The sequence below is a fragment of the Vibrio pacinii DSM 19139 genome, from assembly GCF_000711795.1.
Taxonomy (GTDB): Bacteria; Pseudomonadota; Gammaproteobacteria; order Enterobacterales; family Vibrionaceae; genus Vibrio; species Vibrio pacinii.
This window is the reverse complement of record NZ_JONH01000019.1, coordinates 23,879-40,943: the sequence shown is the minus strand read 5'-3', so window position 1 is coordinate 40,943 and position 17,065 is coordinate 23,879. Positions and strand designations below refer to the sequence as shown.

At 48.9% G+C, this 17,065-nt stretch carries 21 protein-coding genes; 17 read left to right on the top strand and 4 right to left on the bottom strand.

All coding sequences use genetic code 11. The annotated features are described in order from the left end of the window. The first annotated feature begins 18 nt into the window (after positions 1-18). The 9 genes from BS19_RS12725 (at position 19) to BS19_RS12685 (ending at position 7,711) form a co-directional block, all read left to right on the top strand. On the top strand, positions 19-618 hold the full coding sequence (locus BS19_RS12725) for an inovirus Gp2 family protein (protein ID WP_038175676.1): 600 nt from the start codon (positions 19-21) through the stop codon (positions 616-618). A 73-nt stretch (positions 619-691) separates the two neighbouring features. Further along, the gene (locus tag BS19_RS12720) at positions 692-880 is read left to right on the top strand and encodes an AlpA family transcriptional regulator (RefSeq protein ID WP_038175756.1); all 189 of its coding nucleotides are present in this window, start codon (positions 692-694) and stop codon (positions 878-880) included. An 80-nt stretch (positions 881-960) separates the two neighbouring features. After that, positions 961-1,401, top strand: coding sequence for a ribonuclease HI (locus BS19_RS12715; RefSeq protein ID WP_038175674.1), 441 nt, complete (start codon positions 961-963; stop codon positions 1,399-1,401). Positions 1,402-2,012: 611 nt separating this feature from the next. After that, on the top strand, positions 2,013-3,668 hold the full coding sequence (locus BS19_RS12710) for an SgrR family transcriptional regulator (RefSeq protein ID WP_038175673.1): 1,656 nt from the start codon (positions 2,013-2,015) through the stop codon (positions 3,666-3,668). 68 nt (positions 3,669-3,736) lie between these two features. After that, a complete protein-coding gene (locus BS19_RS12705) occupies positions 3,737-4,363 on the top strand; it encodes a LysE family translocator (RefSeq protein WP_038175672.1) in 627 nt (208 codons plus the stop codon). A 53-nt stretch (positions 4,364-4,416) separates the two neighbouring features. After that, the gene (locus BS19_RS12700; protein WP_038175670.1) at positions 4,417-4,959 is read left to right on the top strand and encodes a DinB family protein; all 543 of its coding nucleotides are present in this window, start codon (positions 4,417-4,419) and stop codon (positions 4,957-4,959) included. Between the two features lie 97 nt (positions 4,960-5,056). Then, entirely contained in the window at positions 5,057-5,542 is a 486-nt protein-coding gene (locus BS19_RS12695; RefSeq protein WP_038175754.1) for a tetratricopeptide repeat protein, read from the top strand. A gap of 14 nt (positions 5,543-5,556) precedes the next feature. Continuing rightward, positions 5,557-6,444 carry a PhzF family phenazine biosynthesis protein gene (locus BS19_RS12690; protein ID WP_038175668.1) on the top strand — a complete coding sequence of 296 codons (888 nt, stop codon included), beginning with the start codon at positions 5,557-5,559 and terminating at the stop codon, positions 6,442-6,444. A gap of 754 nt (positions 6,445-7,198) precedes the next feature. Beyond that, the gene (locus BS19_RS12685) at positions 7,199-7,711 is read left to right on the top strand and encodes a GNAT family N-acetyltransferase (RefSeq protein ID WP_038175667.1); all 513 of its coding nucleotides are present in this window, start codon (positions 7,199-7,201) and stop codon (positions 7,709-7,711) included. Positions 7,712-7,793: 82 nt separating this feature from the next. On the opposite strand, the gene BS19_RS12680 is transcribed toward BS19_RS12685, so the two are convergent. Further along, on the bottom strand, positions 7,794-8,033 hold the full coding sequence (locus BS19_RS12680) for a hypothetical protein (RefSeq protein WP_038175666.1): 240 nt from the start codon (positions 8,031-8,033) through the stop codon (positions 7,794-7,796). Positions 8,034-9,073: 1,040 nt separating this feature from the next. Here BS19_RS12680 and BS19_RS12670 point away from each other — a divergent pair. Together BS19_RS12670 and BS19_RS12665 are read left to right on the top strand one after the other, a co-directional pair. Then, the gene (locus BS19_RS12670; protein WP_038175661.1) at positions 9,074-9,622 is read left to right on the top strand and encodes a DUF2975 domain-containing protein; all 549 of its coding nucleotides are present in this window, start codon (positions 9,074-9,076) and stop codon (positions 9,620-9,622) included. Between the two features lie 12 nt (positions 9,623-9,634). Beyond that, complete coding sequence (locus BS19_RS12665) at positions 9,635-9,862, top strand: helix-turn-helix domain-containing protein (protein ID WP_038175660.1); 228 nt, start codon at positions 9,635-9,637, stop codon at positions 9,860-9,862. A 100-nt stretch (positions 9,863-9,962) separates the two neighbouring features. Here the strand turns inward: BS19_RS12665 and uilS are convergent, their stop codons facing one another. The 3 genes from uilS to tpx are packed head-to-tail and all read right to left on the bottom strand — an operon-like array spanning position 9,963 to position 11,659. Next, on the bottom strand, positions 9,963-10,874 hold the full coding sequence (uilS, locus tag BS19_RS12660; protein ID WP_157631173.1) for a UilS family quorum-quenching N-acyl-homoserine lactonase: 912 nt from the start codon (positions 10,872-10,874) through the stop codon (positions 9,963-9,965). 18 nt (positions 10,875-10,892) lie between these two features. Next, positions 10,893-11,153 (bottom strand): hypothetical protein, encoded by a 261-nt coding sequence (locus tag BS19_RS12655; RefSeq protein ID WP_038175659.1) that lies wholly within the window; start codon positions 11,151-11,153, stop codon positions 10,893-10,895. 2 nt (positions 11,154-11,155) lie between these two features. After that, positions 11,156-11,659 (bottom strand): thiol peroxidase, encoded by a 504-nt coding sequence (gene tpx, locus BS19_RS12650; protein WP_038175657.1) that lies wholly within the window; start codon positions 11,657-11,659, stop codon positions 11,156-11,158. Between the two features lie 596 nt (positions 11,660-12,255). Between tpx and BS19_RS12645 the strand changes: the two genes are divergently transcribed. The 6 genes from BS19_RS12645 to BS19_RS12620 all read left to right on the top strand — a co-directional run bounded on the left by BS19_RS12645 (position 12,256) and on the right by BS19_RS12620 (position 17,042). Beyond that, complete coding sequence (locus BS19_RS12645) at positions 12,256-12,444, top strand: hypothetical protein (RefSeq protein ID WP_038175655.1); 189 nt, start codon at positions 12,256-12,258, stop codon at positions 12,442-12,444. Positions 12,445-13,320: 876 nt separating this feature from the next. After that, positions 13,321-14,061 (top strand): winged helix-turn-helix domain-containing protein, encoded by a 741-nt coding sequence (locus BS19_RS12640; protein ID WP_038175653.1) that lies wholly within the window; start codon positions 13,321-13,323, stop codon positions 14,059-14,061. Next, entirely contained in the window at positions 14,036-14,524 is a 489-nt protein-coding gene (locus BS19_RS12635) for a hypothetical protein (RefSeq protein ID WP_038175652.1), read from the top strand. The genes BS19_RS12640 and BS19_RS12635 overlap by 26 nt, the downstream gene beginning before the upstream one ends. Before the next feature lie 89 nt (positions 14,525-14,613). After that, positions 14,614-15,387 carry a winged helix-turn-helix domain-containing protein gene (locus BS19_RS12630; protein ID WP_038175650.1) on the top strand — a complete coding sequence of 258 codons (774 nt, stop codon included), beginning with the start codon at positions 14,614-14,616 and terminating at the stop codon, positions 15,385-15,387. Beyond that, positions 15,371-15,853 carry a hypothetical protein gene (locus BS19_RS12625; RefSeq protein WP_038175649.1) on the top strand — a complete coding sequence of 161 codons (483 nt, stop codon included), beginning with the start codon at positions 15,371-15,373 and terminating at the stop codon, positions 15,851-15,853. The genes BS19_RS12630 and BS19_RS12625 overlap by 17 nt, the downstream gene beginning before the upstream one ends. 211 nt (positions 15,854-16,064) lie before the next feature. Continuing rightward, the gene (locus tag BS19_RS12620; protein WP_038175751.1) at positions 16,065-17,042 is read left to right on the top strand and encodes a GlxA family transcriptional regulator; all 978 of its coding nucleotides are present in this window, start codon (positions 16,065-16,067) and stop codon (positions 17,040-17,042) included. Positions 17,043-17,065: the final 23 nt, after the last annotated feature.

The following is a 17,065-nucleotide window of genomic DNA, read 5'->3' as shown; positions in this document are numbered from 1 at the left end:
CACTAAAAGGCATTACTCATGGCGAATAGAACCTACCTCCCAAGCATTACCCTTGATAGAACTTTTGAAGATTACCCGCTGTATTACAGCGACAAGGGGTTATACGAATCAGCACTGACCTCGATGGTCGATGTTTTTGAACAGGCACTCAGTCAGTTTGACATCGCTCTCGCCACACGTTTGGACTTGTTTTTGCCAGAAGACCATCTAGATACCGACCTCAGTATCCTCAACGATTACTTTAATCTGCTTAAAGAAAAGCTTGATACGGATTCTCTGTTCTATGTATGGCGTAAACGGGAAGACAAGGTGCCATCCCACAACTATCGCGTGATGCTGTTTACTGACTATAGCCAGCACTTTGGTCCCGATATTTGCTGGGAAAAACGCAATGAATTGGTTGAGCACCTTAAAGAGGCTTGGCAAGAAGCGATAGAGAAGCACTACAGCGGTAAAGCGCGTTCATTGGTATTTCTCAATGACCGAGGTAATTATGGCTTGGGGACACGCTGTAGGGAGCAGGACACGAACATCAAACGCACTGTCTTTCATCGCATGAGCAGTCTTGCTGAAGCATGGAAAGAGCAGCGTTACTTCTTTGGCTCTAGTTCCGATTAGACCGACTGCACTTTTTTACAGTGGCGACTTATCTCATGGGTATATACAACACAGGAGATAATTCCCAATGATAATGAGGTTCTTAAGATTAAACGATGTAATCGCAGCGACAGGGTTAAGTCGTTCAACCATCTACAAGTTTATGGATGAAGAAGTTTTTCCTAAAACCATTCCATTGGGAGGAAGGGCAGTGGCATGGCTAGAAAGTGAAATCGAAGAATGGATGGAGCAACGTCTAGCACTGCGAGATAGCCAAGACTAATCCAAGTAGCAGAACACACACCTACCACATCAAAAGGGAGCCCACGAAGACTCCCTTTTTCAATTAGAGAGAGATAAAAAATGAGTTATTCAATTTACGTAGACGGCGCAGCACCAAACAATCAACACGGATGCACACAAGGTGGCATTGGTATCGCAGCCTTTAACGAACAGGGTGAACTAGAGCATCAAGATAGCATCACCATTAAGCGTAATACCACCAATGCCGAATTAGAGCTAATGGCATTAATCGAAGGTTTAGAGTATGCCCAAGATGGCGATACCATCTACTCAGACAGTGATTTCTGTGTAAAGGGCTACAACGATTGGTTAGATAACTGGAAAGAGAGAGGTTGGCGTAAGTCAGACAAGAAGCCAGTAAAGAACCGCCATCTATGGCAACAAATCGATGAACTGCGTTCAAAGAAATACGTTGAGGTGTTTAAGGTCAAAGCTCACTCAGGTGATAAAGGTAATGACATGGCAGACTTGTTAGCCGTTGAAGCGACAGAGGCTGATTAAGACTATGTGCACAGTTTGTTAGCAGACCGCTAACAGGCTGTGCGGTCGTATTCTTGCTTTATCCCTAAGAATGGTAATTCGTCCTTAGGGTAGCGTTAAGCGTTTTTATAGATAACATATACCTGAAGATTAATCGGTGTAGCGTTGATTGCTAATATTGAATGTGACTGGGATTAATCTGCCTCTACATGTTTGCTGAATTAGTTGGTTTGGTGGCAGGTGAAAAGTAGAGCCTTCCTTTATTATTAAATTATTAATTAAAAGGTGAACTGTTCACAGTAAAGAGATCGTTATTACTTCGTGTTTGTTCGCTAATAATAGCTACATAAACCTTTGCTGTGTGAGTAATACCATGAATCCATTAGACTACACCTTCTATACTTTAAACGCGAAACAGTACTTACCGGAAACCCCTCAAACAATGACAGTGATACAAACTCAAAGCCGTCCGCGTTTGTCTGGTATAGTTTTCTTGCTGGGATTCATCGTCGGCCAGATCGTCCATATCTATTAATTTCGGCCTGCGAGATCATAAACACACTATTTTATGTTACGTCGCCAAGTCACAGAGTGAACCGTCGTTTCTAATGAAGATAATTTTTGAGGTTGACATGGTAGGTTCTAAGTTGTTGTCCACGAGTCATCTACAACGCTTAAAGCAACTAGAGAAACATTTTTCTCGCAATGAAACTTATGATGTCGATATCGTCACCCTTGCTGAAATTCTGGTCTGTTCAGAAAGGTACGTGAGTAAGCTAATGGCTGCTTTCGAGAGTTTTGGGCTTATCCATTGGGCTTCGGGTCAGGGACGTGGCCACCGCTCTAAACTGACACTACTCAAAAGTTTTGAGGCCTCACTGCTGACTCAGTTAGAGCAGATGGCTCGCTCTGGCAGAATGAATCAGGCATTTCGGCTAGCCACTCAATTTGGCGAAGTCCGCCTATTTCAAGATCACATACCTCTCTGGTTAGGGGACGCACAACAGGAACTGAAAAAGCAGAACACTTTAATGTATTTAGTGCCTTATATGCTGCCTGAATGGCGTCCACATTTGGCACAGTCCGCTCGTTCTATTTTATTGATCGAAAGCGTGTTCGACACCTTAGTGCGCTATGACCCCGTTCAAAATGATATTGTGCCTCATATCGCTCACCAGTTTCACTACAGTGACAAGCAAATCCGTCTTCGCATCCGCAATGACATCATGATGCACAATGGAGAAGCGCTGACACCGGAGCTGGTCAAAAAAAATGTCGAGATGCGTCTCAACACGCCGCACCCATATCAAATTCTATTTCGCCATGTCGAGCGGATTGACATAGATAGGCAGTGGGTCATTTTCTCTATGCGTCAATCTGACCCCGTTTTGCTTCATTTATTAGCCGATTCGCACAGTGCGATTTTTGATTATCAGGCGTCAAAACCTATCGGGTGTGGAGCATATCGGGTCGAAAGTCTGGAAAAGCAATATTGGAGTTTGGTTCGTAATAACCACTACTTTGGCTTTGGTGGCCATATTGAACGAGTAGAGTTTTGGTGTAGCGATGCCCAACCCCAAACGCCTATGCACGTGGCAGAACTGCTCTATTGCGAATCTCAACCCGCTCAGCCACAAAAAGTTGATCGTAGTGGGTGTACTGTTTTGCAGTTTCATCATCATGCAAACGCCTTGTCCGCTCAAGAAAGAGCTTGGTTTGTTCATCATAGTCGACGCTTTACACTTGATAGCCAAAAAAGAGCAGCGAACAGCGTGATGGATTGCCATCAAGATAAGGGGTTTCACTTGTTCAATCACGACATGAAACTGCCATCTCGTCCGGTGGTCATTGAAGTGATAGACAGTCATATGAGGGAGTTGCAACCTTTGCTTGATGCGTTGTCTCAAAAAGGGGTTATTTGGCAGGTATGTCTTCAAGGACAGTCTCAAGATGTGGCTGTTGATGTCTCCTACGACTGTTACGTATTTGGTGACGACCTGACGTTCCAGTATTACGAATGGCTACTTTGTGGCAATGTGTTTAGCCTATGTTTGCCTGAACGAGGAAAACAAAGCCTATTAACCTTTATTGATATGCTCATGCAGGAAAGTAACGACAGTGAGGAGTTTCTGCACAAGCTGTATCGAGCGGAGGATTGGCTTATCCAGAACTATTATTATTGTCCTCTGTGGCGCAATCATTTCACCGTCACTCGCGCGGACAATTTGTATGGCACCGAAACCAACAATATGGGTGTCATGTCTTTGGTCAATATGTGGTTGGAGTAATCGCTGGTATGGTAGTGTGTCAGTGGCGATATTTTTTGAAGTGTTTAACGGAAAATTAAGGATAGAAAATGGATTTTAACCTTTGGCTCGGCTTTGTCGCGGCATCGCTCATTCTTACCGCGACACCGGGGCCTAGCATATTTTTAGGTATTGCACATGCACTGAAATATGGGCATAAACGCGTGCTTTATACCGCCCTTGGGGACATTTCTGCTAACTTTATTCAAATGGTATTAGTCGCCTTGGGTTTAGGTGTCATCCTTGCAAATTCGGTAATGGCATTTACTGTCATCAAAGTCTTTGGTGTGATCACCTTGGTTTACATGGGGCTAAAAATGCTCCTTGCTAAACCGGCACAAGTTGAGCACTTAAACCTCAAGGGTTCAGATTTACAGGCCTCAAACAAAAAGTTGTTTTACTCTGGCTTTTTAGTCGCGGCTGGCAATCCCAAAGCCATCCTATTCTTCTCAGCTTTTTTCCCGCAATTCATCAACCCCGACTTACCCGTATTCCCTCAACTATTAGTGATGTGCCCAACCATGGCGTTACTTGATTTCAGTTTGGTGATGTTTTATGCATTTTCGGCCAGACGGATTGTTGATGCGAGCCGACTGTCTCTTACCGCTGTGACTAGAGGAAGTGGTGCTTTATTACTGGGATCCGCAGGTATTCTAGCCCTAAAAGAGCCTGACTGACAGACGTACCACCACATCCTAAATGATATCAAGATGAATCGACAGAGGTTTACATGGATTTACCCTCAAATTTCAAGATCTTCGCACGCTACAACCAGCGCATGAATGATCAGCTGATGCGTGTGTGCGAACAACTGACAACGCAGCAGTTACACCAACCGACAGGGGCGTTTTTCCCCACGGTGATGGATCACTGGAATCACCTGCTGTTTGGCGATCTCATCATGCTGAGGCGTTTGGTCGACAACGGGGTTGTGAATATCGATGCACAGACGCTGGCATCGCTGCCTGTGGCGCGCACGGTGAATGACAGCTTTGCCAGCAACCTTACCGAACTGAGAGCGCTGCGGGCGTTGGTCGACCGAATTTTCCTCGACTTTACCCATGAGCTGACACCAGAAATGTGCAACCGGCCGATCCGCTATACAACCACAGAAGGGCAGGTTTTAGAGCGGGATCTGGGGGCGTTCTGTCAGCATTTGTTCAACCACCAAACCCATCATCGGGGTCAGTTAACTGGTGTGCTGAGTCAGTTCGGACTCGACTTCGGCTGCACCGACTTACCGGTGATCGTACCGGATGGGGATCGCGACTGAGCGGAAAGCCGCAATCCGGCGTGTTTATTTTTTACAAGCTTTCTGCCCCTGAAAGCGGTAGAAAGGAATTTCTGTAGTTGAAGGAAGGGTACCGATGATGGATAAAACAATTCAGCAGGCCATTGCGTTGAGAAGCGATGGGAAATTTGAGCAGAGTCGCCAGCTGTTAGCAACACTCCTGGAGCAGGAGCCGCTCAAAGCGAGGGCCCATCTTCATATTGCCTGGTCTTATGACAACCAGGGACTGGAGTCACAAGCCGTGCAGCATTATCACGCCGCGCTGGCCGGAGAGCTCGAGGCCACCGAGCGTTTTGACGCGCTGTTCGGGCTCGCGAGTACCCTGCGCAGCCTCGGGCAATATCAAGAAGCCGCCGTGTGGTTTGAAAAAACACTGGCACTTTTCCCGGATTGCCGAGAGGTGAAACCCTTCTACGCAATGTGTTTGTATAACCTAGGGAAACACAAGCAAGCGATCGAGCTTTTGCTGAACCTGCTGGTCGAAACCACCAACGATGAAGACATTCTGACCTACCAGCGGGCGATCAAGTTGTACGCACAAGATTTAGATCGGACCTGGTCATAGCGCGGGAGCAGCAAATGCAAAACGAGGCAACACGCTCGGCTGAGCAGGACATCAAGGTACACCGTGTGAACTCATTTACCCGGGATCACTCCGGCGGCAATCCTGCCGGGGTTGTTCTTAACCCGCCCCCCCTGAGCGCCGGACAAAAAACTGAGATTGCGCGGCAGGTGGGTTTCTCCGAGACCGCCTTTGTCTATACCGGAGAGGAGACAGATTTCAAAGTCGACTTTTTTACGCCTGAAGGGGAAGTGGATTTCTGCGGGCACGCAACCTTAGCCGTTTTTTCCACCCTGGCGTCACTCGGTCAGCTTGCGCCGGGCCAATACACACAACAAACCAAAGCCGGCATACTGCGTGTAGCCGTCGGCCCCCACGGGGTTGTCATGGATCAGGCCTTGCCTGTGATGCGGCAGGGGCCTGCGGTTGCAGACGTCGCTGCGGCGCTCGGAGTATCCCCCGGGATCATTACCGGAACTGGCTTACCCACCGCTGTGGTCTCGACCGGATTGCCGGACATCCTGATCCCCGTCCTGCCCGGCCAGCTCGACACCCTGCAGCCCGACTATGAAGCGATTGCCAACCTGAGCCGCACGTTCGACACCATCGGCTTCCACGTCTTTGAACTGAGCCGCGATGCATCCATCACGGCCCACTGCCGGAACTTCGCGCCGTTGTACGGCATTGATGAAGAATCCGCAACCGGTAGTGCCAGCGGGGCACTGGGATGCTACCTGGTCCATCATGTCCTGCCCGGGGAAACTCAGTTCCTGTTAGAGCAGGGGCGGGCCATGGGATGCTCATCCCTGATCCAGGTGATGATCGATGCAGAAGGAAATACGATTCACCGGGTTCGCGTCGGCGGCCAAGCCACCATGGCCGGCACTCAGACCATCGCTCTCTGAATCATTCTCGCAGGAGCACAGCCTCTGTCGTTGGCTGTTGCATTATCTTCCAGAGATGGCTACCTGTAAGCTGTCATCTCAACGAAGGTTGCACTATTGACGTGATTTCTATTTGCCAAGTTTGGATTTTAAGCTGAGATACAACGTTTTAGAGGCTGATTGACCAAGAGTTTTACTAGCTCAAATGACTTCGATAATGCCGTTAAGTCCGAGCTGAACTTAGCATAATATGAATATTGAGTTGTGGTATTGCCTGACTTATTTGCTGGTCTGGCCACAAATAGTACACTGTATTTACGTTGAATTTCGTGGTCACCCCCTTCCCGTTAGATCCCCGGCATCAGTACGCTCTGGCTTACGAAACAAGGCAACTTGGTGAGAACATGGGACGGTACTAGAATCCTGACCTATGCCGAAACGTTTTTGGACCACGCGAACTTTGCTTCCATAGGAGCGGGTCGCCGCGAGGGTTATCGGCTAGTTTCTGGGGAAATATGCAGGGCAAGTCGGAGATACTTTTCTCTGCTACCGATCCCACACATTGATGACTCAGGAACAAGTGCATGCCGATCAGAAGGGGCTGTCCTTGGGTCTGTGGCTGATCTTTGGACCGGAAGCAACCTAATCGACCAACAGATTTCCTTCGGCCCTGCTATACTTACTTGGTCGCCTGTCGGCCAAAGGAAATACATCATAAGTACCGTCAGCATTTCACATGTAAGTGAAGTTTGTCTCCGGAGGAAATGAATTTTCAATGATCACAACAGAAAGGTTACTGCTAACACCTGCCACTGAAGCAGATATTGATATCTACCAAAAGCTTTTTACCTGCCCCGACACCACGCGTTATCTGCCGGGGGGAAAGCCTTTCAGCGTCACCTATATCGTGCAATATTTGTCGACCAAAGTTGCGCATTGGGAGAAAGGATTCGGTATGTTTATCGTCTCCCTGCGCAGCGATCCTACCGTGAAAATCGGTTACGCTGGTGTTGAAATGCTAGCGGATGTGAACCTGTGTGATATTCGCTATGCCATTGCTGCGGAGCATCAAGGACAAGGCTATGCATTTGAAGCAGCTAACGCGGCATTAAACTTTGTGTTCTCCAATCAACTGGTCGATGAAGTTTATGGCGTGGCAGTGTCCGAGAACCATGCATCGCTCCGGCTCCTGCGCAAGCTCGGGATGCAGGAAACGGACACCAAGCTGTACGACGCTGACAACCTAGTGACCCTATCGGTGCCCCACGGCTCTTTTACGCCCCACTAATCGTTGAACCCCAACTTGTGCAGCGATATTACGCCCATGATATCAGTGTCTGCGCCCTGGATAGCCCCGGTAATATCCTAAATCAATAAATCGCGCCACAGGGGATATACACCCCTGGCTGGGCGAGCGAGTCTTCACATCGGTAGAGCTGATCGAGCAAATCGGCTTCACAAGGACAGTCACGCAGCAACTGGTCAATCTGACTGAGCTGGGATTTCTGTTGCGCCGACAACGAATATTTGAAAATGTCGCTGCATTGCTGCAGCCATTGGTTATAGTCAAACAAAAAGTTGCCCTGCTCTAGGTAAATCGACGCGTGCATCTCGGTCTGGGTCTAAAGCATTATATGGCGTGACCTTGCTTCACTATAACAATAACTCACTCCCCCTCAGTGTCGACGTCTGCAATATGTCGGTACATGGCTTGGTAAAGATGGGGCTGGGTAACTCGGTCGTGGAGGCAATCGGCCACATGTGCCGAGGTCATCTTTTCCCCGTGATGAAAGTAGACATCCGACTGGAGGCGGAGCCAGAGCTGATCTCCTCTGAATTCATAATGGTGCGCCAAATGGGACCGGATCCGCTCGGTCTCGCAGTGCAAAAGCGTATCAAACATAGAGTCTTGAGACGGCCTGATAGGCCCATAGGGGGATGAATCTGCGGTACTTGACAAGGAACCAGGGATACGAGGAGATTTCGCGTCTGCAGCGAAGCTTGTGCCACCGATAGCCAGTAAGGCAGGTTTGCCCGAAAAATACTTGGCAACCGAAGCTTTCAGCAAGGCGCGACTCTTCGATGAGCCCCTGCACTTGCAGTGCATGTCCTGCACCCCATCAACGCAGTGTTGAAAGGTGTCACAATCAGCCATCTAAGATTTATGCCCGCCTTCCGGTGGCCAGTAAATCCAGCCAATTGAGGAAAGGGTTTTCATTAGCTTGGCGGGCGGTTTGCCGAGTCGTGATTCAAAAGTGTTGAGGCATGTATAGAACTCGTGCTGTATGACCTTGTCATGTACTTCTTCTGATTTAGCCCATTTCGATAGTTCTGCGAACTAACTGTTTGAACCTAGAACGAACTGATTTGTCGGCGAACAGCCTTTGCCATTTGGCGTATTGCTCACGAAAGCACTCAAGTCGTTAAAATGGCGTGCAGCGCTGCCCACAGCACTTAAAGCATCCTACTTTCCACCGGGCGGGATACAAGGTGACTTCCGCCCGCGGGTTTGCCTGAAGATGGCACCATCAGTCTTAAGTTTTACCATCAAGAACCTAAAGTATATCGTTTTGCGATAAATTTTTATTGATTATTGTTTTTTATTGGCCTAGAGTAGCCCCATAACATCATCAAACTTCGGAGTACCTAGATGGACAAAATTACAAAATTAAGCCGCCTTGCGCGGAGAGTGTTCCAGTTTATTCTTGTTGTATTGCCGCTTTTTGTCGCCTACTTCTGGCTGACCGTCGAAACCTCTTATGACATTTTGACCCGTTCAGGGCTCATCAACCTGAGCTTAAACTTTGACTCGCTTGGCGATGCCCCTATTACAGTGGGAATGCGACTTTCACTAACCCTGATTAGTCTGGCCGTGACAGCGGTTCCGGTCTATGCGCTGGTGAAACTGGTCCGTTTGTTCAGAAATTATGAGCAAGGGGATGTGTTTTCGCTCGAGAATGCGCTGATTTACCGGCAATTGGCACTGAGCCTGTTTTATTGGGTGATCGCGTCAGTCATCTATGGGGCGATGATTTCACTGATCGTCACCTTTGATGCACCTGCCGGGCAGCACCAACTGACCTTGAGCTTTGATGACGGGCAGCTACTGACCCTGATGCTTGGCCTGATCACACTGCTGATTTCCTGGGTGATGAAAGAAGCATATCGATTGTCAGATGACAACAAATACACGATCTAGAACAGGCCCGACATGAGTATAGAGATCAATTTAGATGTCATGATGGCCAAAAGGAAAATGCGCCTGAAAACGCTTTCCGAAGCCGTCGGTATCACGGAAGCAAATTTATCGGTGCTTAAGAATGGCAAAGCGAAAGCCATTCGCTTCTCGACCCTGGAGCTGCTATGCCGGGCACTGGATTGTCAGCCCGGCGATCTTCTGGCGTTTGATACTACAGGGGAAGATGATCAGAAGCGATAGGTTATCCCGGCAGGGTTATGCGGGGTAACACCATTGGTTCAGCGTGTTTGCAAAGATAAAAGGCCATCGGGGTGGCCTTTTTCATCAACAGCAATCCGGCTTAGAGATATTGTGCAAACCAGCTGAGTTCCTGGCGCATGACCGACTCAAAGTGATCGCCACTGTACACCTGGTAATGCGTCGCCCCTGGTTCAATATGCAACTGTTTCGGTTCATTGGCCTGCGCGAATAAGCGCTGTGACTCGCTCACAGGATTCACGCCGTCTTCTCCGGCAGCCACAATCAGCAGCGGTTTTTGCAATTCCGCTAGGGCCTTGAGCGGTTTGTGATTGATGGTTTCCCACACGGTCAGGAACGGGATCTTAATGTTGAGCGCGGGAAAGTCCGCTTTGAACTGGTGAAAGAAGGCGACCGACTGCGGATCGGAAAGCACTTTAGCAATCGGTACCATCATCTCTTTGCCCGTCTTGGCCTTTTTGTCGTGCATCCGCGCTAACGTGGTCATGAACTTGTCCTTCTCTGCGGTACTCATGTCACCGCAAAGCACCGACTCGCCATCGGCGAACGTGAGCTGGGCCACCACACATTGAACAAGCGAACTCTGGCTGGCGGCAATTATCGCGTTTGCGCCGCCGAACGAGGTTCCCCACAGTCCGATACGGCTTGAATCCAGGTTCGATTGGGTCGCAGCCCATGCGATCGCGGCGTGAATATCCTCAATCTGCAGTGCTGGTACCAGGCGACCGGGCTCCCCCTCACTGTCACCGAACCCGCGGTAATCAAAGGTCAGCGCGGCATAACCCTGCTCGGCGAATCGCGCAGCAAATGCCGGCAACAACAGCTCTTTCACTCCGCAAAAACCATGACATAGGATGATGACGGGGTGAGGCGCGGATGATTCATTTTTCGGCAGGTAAAGATGGCCGGAAACAGACATCCCCTGGACAGGGAATTGCACATGCTGGTACATGATATTTTCTCTAGTGTTTGAACTGCGGTAAAAAAATGCCATCAGTTGATGGCATTATGGTTAGTTTTTAATGATCTGATGCAAGGCTCTGACAATGTCGAGTGCATCGAAGTTCTCTGTCGAGCGACAAAACTCCAGCTCTAGTTCGAGGCGCTCCAAAATCATGGTTTTTATGGTCAGCCTGTCCATGTAGTCCAGGTTTTTACTTTTGACTAAGATGCATTTAATTAACGTTCTCAGCTCATCGATGTGACGGCCTTCCTGGCCGGTAATTGCCTGGTATGCTTCAAGCATCAGCGGCAGAGAGTTCTTTTTCTCCATCGTTAGCCCTGAAGGGCGGCGATCGCTGCTTCGTAATTCGGCTCGTCGGTGATCTCTGCCACCAATTGTGCGTAGGTCACCTCGCCTGCTTCGTTGATCACCAAGGTCGCTCGCGCAGCCAGGTCACGGAGCGCACCTTCTTGGATGTGAACACCGTACGCTTGGGTGAATTCGGTATTGCGGAAGAAAGACGCAGACTGAACGCCCTCAATGCCTTCTGTGGAGCAGAAACGGTCGGTAGCGAACGGTAGATCCGCGGAAATCGCCAGGACGATCACATTGTCCAGACCGGTTGCTTTTTCATGAAACGCACGCACACTGGCCGCGCAGACCGGGGTGTCGATGCTCGGGAAAATATTCAGCAGTACTTTCTTGCCCTTGAGCGATGCCAGCGTCAGATCACTGAGATCTGCAGCGCACAGCGTGAAGTCCGGTGCCTGCGTCCCCGGTTGCGGGAAAGCGCCTGAAAGCGTGACAGGATTGCCTTGAAAAGTAACTTGAGTCATGACTTTACCTTTTCTATTTATGGCCGTTGGTACGGCAATTGTTATCCGAGGCGATTGATCGCCTCGGCTGTGGGCGCCAGTGGTGCCATGAGGGCAGAGCGCAGGCGCAAAAATGAGCCCGGCGACAGACTCGTCAAATGAGATTGTCGTTTATCGTGGACAGCCGGCGTCGCCAAGTTTCTCGTACTTGGACGCAGGAGCGTGCTCCAGCATCCTAACGATATGCGCATGGCGATAGTCACTGTGAGTTATTATCCACAGAACAGGCTGGAGTCAAAATACGCAATTAAATGCACATTGTAAGTGGGGTGAGAAATTTAATGATAATAATCAATAAATTAAAAAAGAGGGAGGGAGGGGGAAGTCACATTTCCCCCTTTAATTGGACGTATTTACAATGCTAATGTTGTTGCTTAACCTGTCTAATACCCCTTATCTCAAGTGAGATGTTGACCAGAGCTCTACCTATGAAATCAAACATATTCCCTGGAACTTTCGGGCCTTCTGCCACAACAGTCCCATCTATTCTTCTGTAATAAAGTTACTTTTATCAAGATATGTATACAGGCACATTTTTAAAACGGCAGGGAAGCCTTATGATGCAAGCCTTTCCAGATATATTACAGAAAATACCTGTGTTAGTGATTCGTTTGTCAGCGATAAAAGAAAATAGAAATTATGAAGACCATTTCCCTTCGTCAATCTTACCGAAACGTATTTGGCTTGTAATTTATATGGGCAAGTACCCACTGATGAACGATTACGGAGAAAATGCAATTTATTGATTAGTTGGCTCGATGAAATCGGACATGACTTTGGTCAACAAGAATTAAATAAATGTACCATTTAGGCTCAGAAAAAATCACCAAGACTATGCTGAAGCAGATAAACTACGACCTGTTCAGCAACTTAACCAGAGCAAAACGACTACGCAATTATTGCCGTTGAACTGGTGAGCGATAACTCGTTTATAACATGGCTCCTATGCCTACCGGATCCAACGACGGTTATTTTTATCCTCTACGAAGGGCCACTGTTCATCGACTTCACAGATGAGTTCAATACTCTCCTTGCGTCCCTCACGTCAGGACTGTTCATTGTCACCTTTACTATTTTATCTTTAACGCTAGGTCGACTAGCTGAGCAGAAGTAATTCAATTGAAAGTCTAGCTTAATTCAAGACACCGAAAACGTGGAAATCCTACAGAACCAGTGCCGCGATTATGCACAGATTCGGTTTGATTGCAGAAACGACATTTTACTGGAACCGTTACCATAGGTACTTACGAGAATACTATGTTTCAACGGCTTTGAGTCATGACCCATTGTCATGGCTGTCGATAGATATAAAATCAGAGTTTTGCACTGTTCCCAACAGTGGCTAAATACCCTTTTGTCTGCTTTTAAAGTTAGCTCTGACACAACAGGTCTGACCGCAGAAAGTCAGCTCGTTCAGCCACCAGTTTATAAGGTTGCTTGTCAAGCTAAGTCGCTTGAGCAGCAATCAACTACGCAGATCAAGTAATTACCTGTTATTGATTTATTTATCATGCCGAAAAATATATATTTACAAAATTATAATCCGATCGCGGTTGAGGTCATTTTCAATGGGGGGGCGGCTATCTTCGCGACACTAACACATTGAAGCACAGAAGGTATCTATGTGGGATTTTAGACCGCAAGAGCAGTTTCAACTGCGTCACCGCGTCACAGGGGATATCCGGTATTTGGCTAAATCGGTGGGCCAGTTGCTGTTGCTGCTGTTAGCCAATCCGCACCGTACAGTCACCAAAGCAGAAATTCATCAACAGGTTTGGCAGGGCAAGTTCGTCTCGGATGCGAGCATTACACGTGCGGTGGCAACTTTGCGTATGGCCCTGGATGACAGCGCAGAGGCGCAGCGGATCATCCGCACGGAACCAAAGGTCGGTTATTTTCTGGTCGGCAATGAAGTGTCACTGATCCATCCCTGCACCGATCTGGATGCAGAAGACGCAGCGCCGGCGAGCGTACCTCCCCCTTCCCGAGTTGCAGGGTTGCTCCGATCCTGGCGCGTCTGGGCAGTCGTCTTGCTGCTGATCCTGAATCTCGGTCTGTTTCAGTTTCTATTTTCCCCCCCGTCACATGGACAGGGCGTCGATGTGTTGCGGCTGAGTGCCGACAACCACACCTTTACCATTGAGCGTGATGATCTGATCAGCCAGACACTGATGGAGCACCTGGCCGAGCGCGTTCGCCCGGGCCGGGTGGATTTTTATATCACCTCGAATAAAACCCGGGTATACGTCAGTTGTGTCCGACATACCGACCAGGCGATGTATGGCCAGAGCCTTAATTTTTCTTTCGACATTCACCATCCCATAGCGAGCATCAGTGATGAAGTTATCCTCCAGTGCCAATAAGCTTCTATCGCTGAGCGCGTTACTTCTGTTGCTCCTGCTACCGCTTCAGGTCTACCTTAACGGGCTGTTTGTGCCAAGTTTTGCCCGCGATCCCGACACCTTGATCAGCAAAACCATTCTGACTTACGGGCCAGGCACGGACGGACAAAAGTCACGCACCATGCAATATCAGCTCGAGCCCTACCTGTGGAATCACTTTCTGTTGATGACGACGATTCAATTCGATAGCGGAGAGAAGCTCAAAACTCAGTTTTTAATCACCTTCTGGCCGCAGAAGTTGTATTCGATCAAATACATTAATCAGCTGGTTGAAGCCGAAGAAACCAAGTATTTCGATCCGCCCGAGCAACATGTGCTCTTCGATGGGGGGGACGAGGATTTTCAGGTCCTGGTCGAAAACCCGCACCGCTACTGCTATATCCAACTGTCGAACCAGGCCGTCCAATGTGTCGATGTGCATTAAAGTGTCGAGGCGGAGCCAGTTGACCGGGGGCCGGTCGGGATGGATGGTGATGAATATTAATGTTAGACGCGGGAGTCTTGAAATAACTAATGTGGAATTTTAACCCGGCAGCCAGGCTGCAACTGACGAACCCGGACCTGGGGATCAGCAAAAAACTGCGCTCGACAGACAGCAAAGTCCTCGAGCTGCTGTGTACGCATCAGGGCCATGTGGTGTCCAAACAGGCGTTAGTGGATGTCGCGTGGACGGATCGTATCGTGACCCCGTCCAGTTTGCCGCAGTCGATTGCACAGCTGCGCATGGCCCTCGGAGATAAGGGCCGTGAGCAAAAGGTGATTAAAACGGTGCCGAAGCAGGGGTATTTGCTGGTTGAAGGAATTATCGAGATGGAAACGCCGGTACCGCCTGAACCGCAACTCGGCGAAGACCCTCAACCGGATCCCTTGCCTGATCCGGTGCCGCCTGAAATAACCGCAGCCTCTCACCAGCGCCGTTGGCACAAATGGCAGCAGACGCTCCTGCTCAGCTTGTCCGTGTTGCTGGCGTTTCTGGTGTTTTGGCTAGCGCGGATGGCGTATTACAACGGGACGACCGAGCGTGTGCAATGGCAGCAGTCGGAATATCAGGGGGTGCGCTATTTTTATACCTCCGGGGAAAAAGGGACGCGCGCATTTCAAGCACTTCAAGATCGTTACCCTGACAATCTGCTGATGCTGTATCTCGCCAACAATCCCGAACAATTGTATGTGTCCTGCATCTATCTTTCCAAGAAACTGCTTGAACACAATGCGATCAATATGAGCTTTACACACGACTATTCGATGGCGCAAGTGAAGGAGGCGATCCGTGAGCAATGCCAATAAGGTCATTTTGGGGTTAGCCCTGGCCAATGTCCTGGTGCTGGCGATGATTGCGCTCTTCAACGCACGCCATCACCCATCTTTTCTGGAAGGCAGAAACAATACCATGCTATTTTCTCATGGGCGGACTTACAGCGCCGAGGGGATTGAGGGCTACCAGGAACTGTTTACAGTGGATAACCGCTGGGATGGGTTCCATGATCTGCATTCGACCATCCTGACGGAAGGGGATGAAAAAAGCCTGAAAGTGTATTACTCGGTGTATTTTTGGGGACGGGATCTGTTCTCGACCCGTGATTCGTTCCGCAGCAAAGACTATACACCGCAGGTGGAACCCGACGCCACAGAAGCCCATTTAATTGACAACCCGGCAGAGCAGTTCTTTCAGACTCTGTACCAGGATAAGAGCAATTTTTGTTATGCCAGTCTGCTAACCAGTAGTGTTCAATGCATTACCGCGGATCAATAATTAGAGTTATTAACCTAATTTAAACCAACAGAAATCGTTAAAAACAAACTTATTAATAATTTATTTCTTTAAAATCAGTGTATTAAAAAAATGTAGTTTGATGGGTTAAAAGGAAAATTCGAACGTTGATTCAGATTTGTTCATTAGTGTTGTCATGGTTTTAAGGACATAGTGTTGCCATATCGGACTTATGAACGTGGTAATGATACAGATGATTGACCCAAACAAGCCTTTACGCATCACAGCACTATTAGTGGATGATATGCCCACAACCGCAATTTCCGGCCCGGTAGAAATGCTGACGATCGCATCGATGATGGCGGGCTTGCCTGAACCCAAGATCAGCTATGTTTCTCCTATGGGGGAACTTGTCCGGGCGAAAGGCGGGTTAACCATTGCGTGCAACACCCAATGGTGGGCGGTGAGTGAAACCGATATTCTGCTGCTGGGCGCTTGCGGTGATCCGGATCAGGGAACGTATCGGCTGCCCGAGGAGATGAAGCGCTGGCTCAAAACGCAGATAGAGCATTGCCTGTTTGTTTTTTCACTCTGCACTGGCGCATTCATTCTGGCTGAGCTTGGGGTATTAAACAAGCAGAGCGCTACCACGCACTGGGTGCATGCCGAGCTGTTTCGCGAGCGTTATCCGCAAGTGCGCCTGATGCCACATCTCAATATCACCCACGAAGGGACGTATATATGCACCTCTGGGGTCAAGGAGTATTTCGAGGCGACGCTACTGCTGATTGACGTACTGTTCGGGGCGGCACACCGGGAAAAGTGCGAGCAGTTTCTGGGGGGGAATATCTCAAACATCACCCAAATCTGTTTGACCAGTTTCGGCAAGTACCGGCAGCATTGTGATAGCTTGATTCATGCTCTGCAAGACTGGATGCATCGTGAAGAGCCGAGCAAACTGACGGTGGTGCGGTGTGCTGAAAAAAGCCATCTCAGTGAACGGCAAATGAAGCGCCGCTTTAAAGCTGCCACCGGTGAAACGCCGATGAATTACATTCAGCGTATCCGGATGGCGCTGGCTAGGGATAAGCTCGACACGACTCGGCTCAATATCGATCAGATTTGCCAGCAAGTTGGGTACAGCGATCCCAACCATTTCCGGTTGTTGTTCAAGAAATTCCACGAGATGACCCCGACCCAGTACCGTAAGGCCACTCAGGTGTATAGTTAATGCGGGGGATGAGGGCGGCCCGG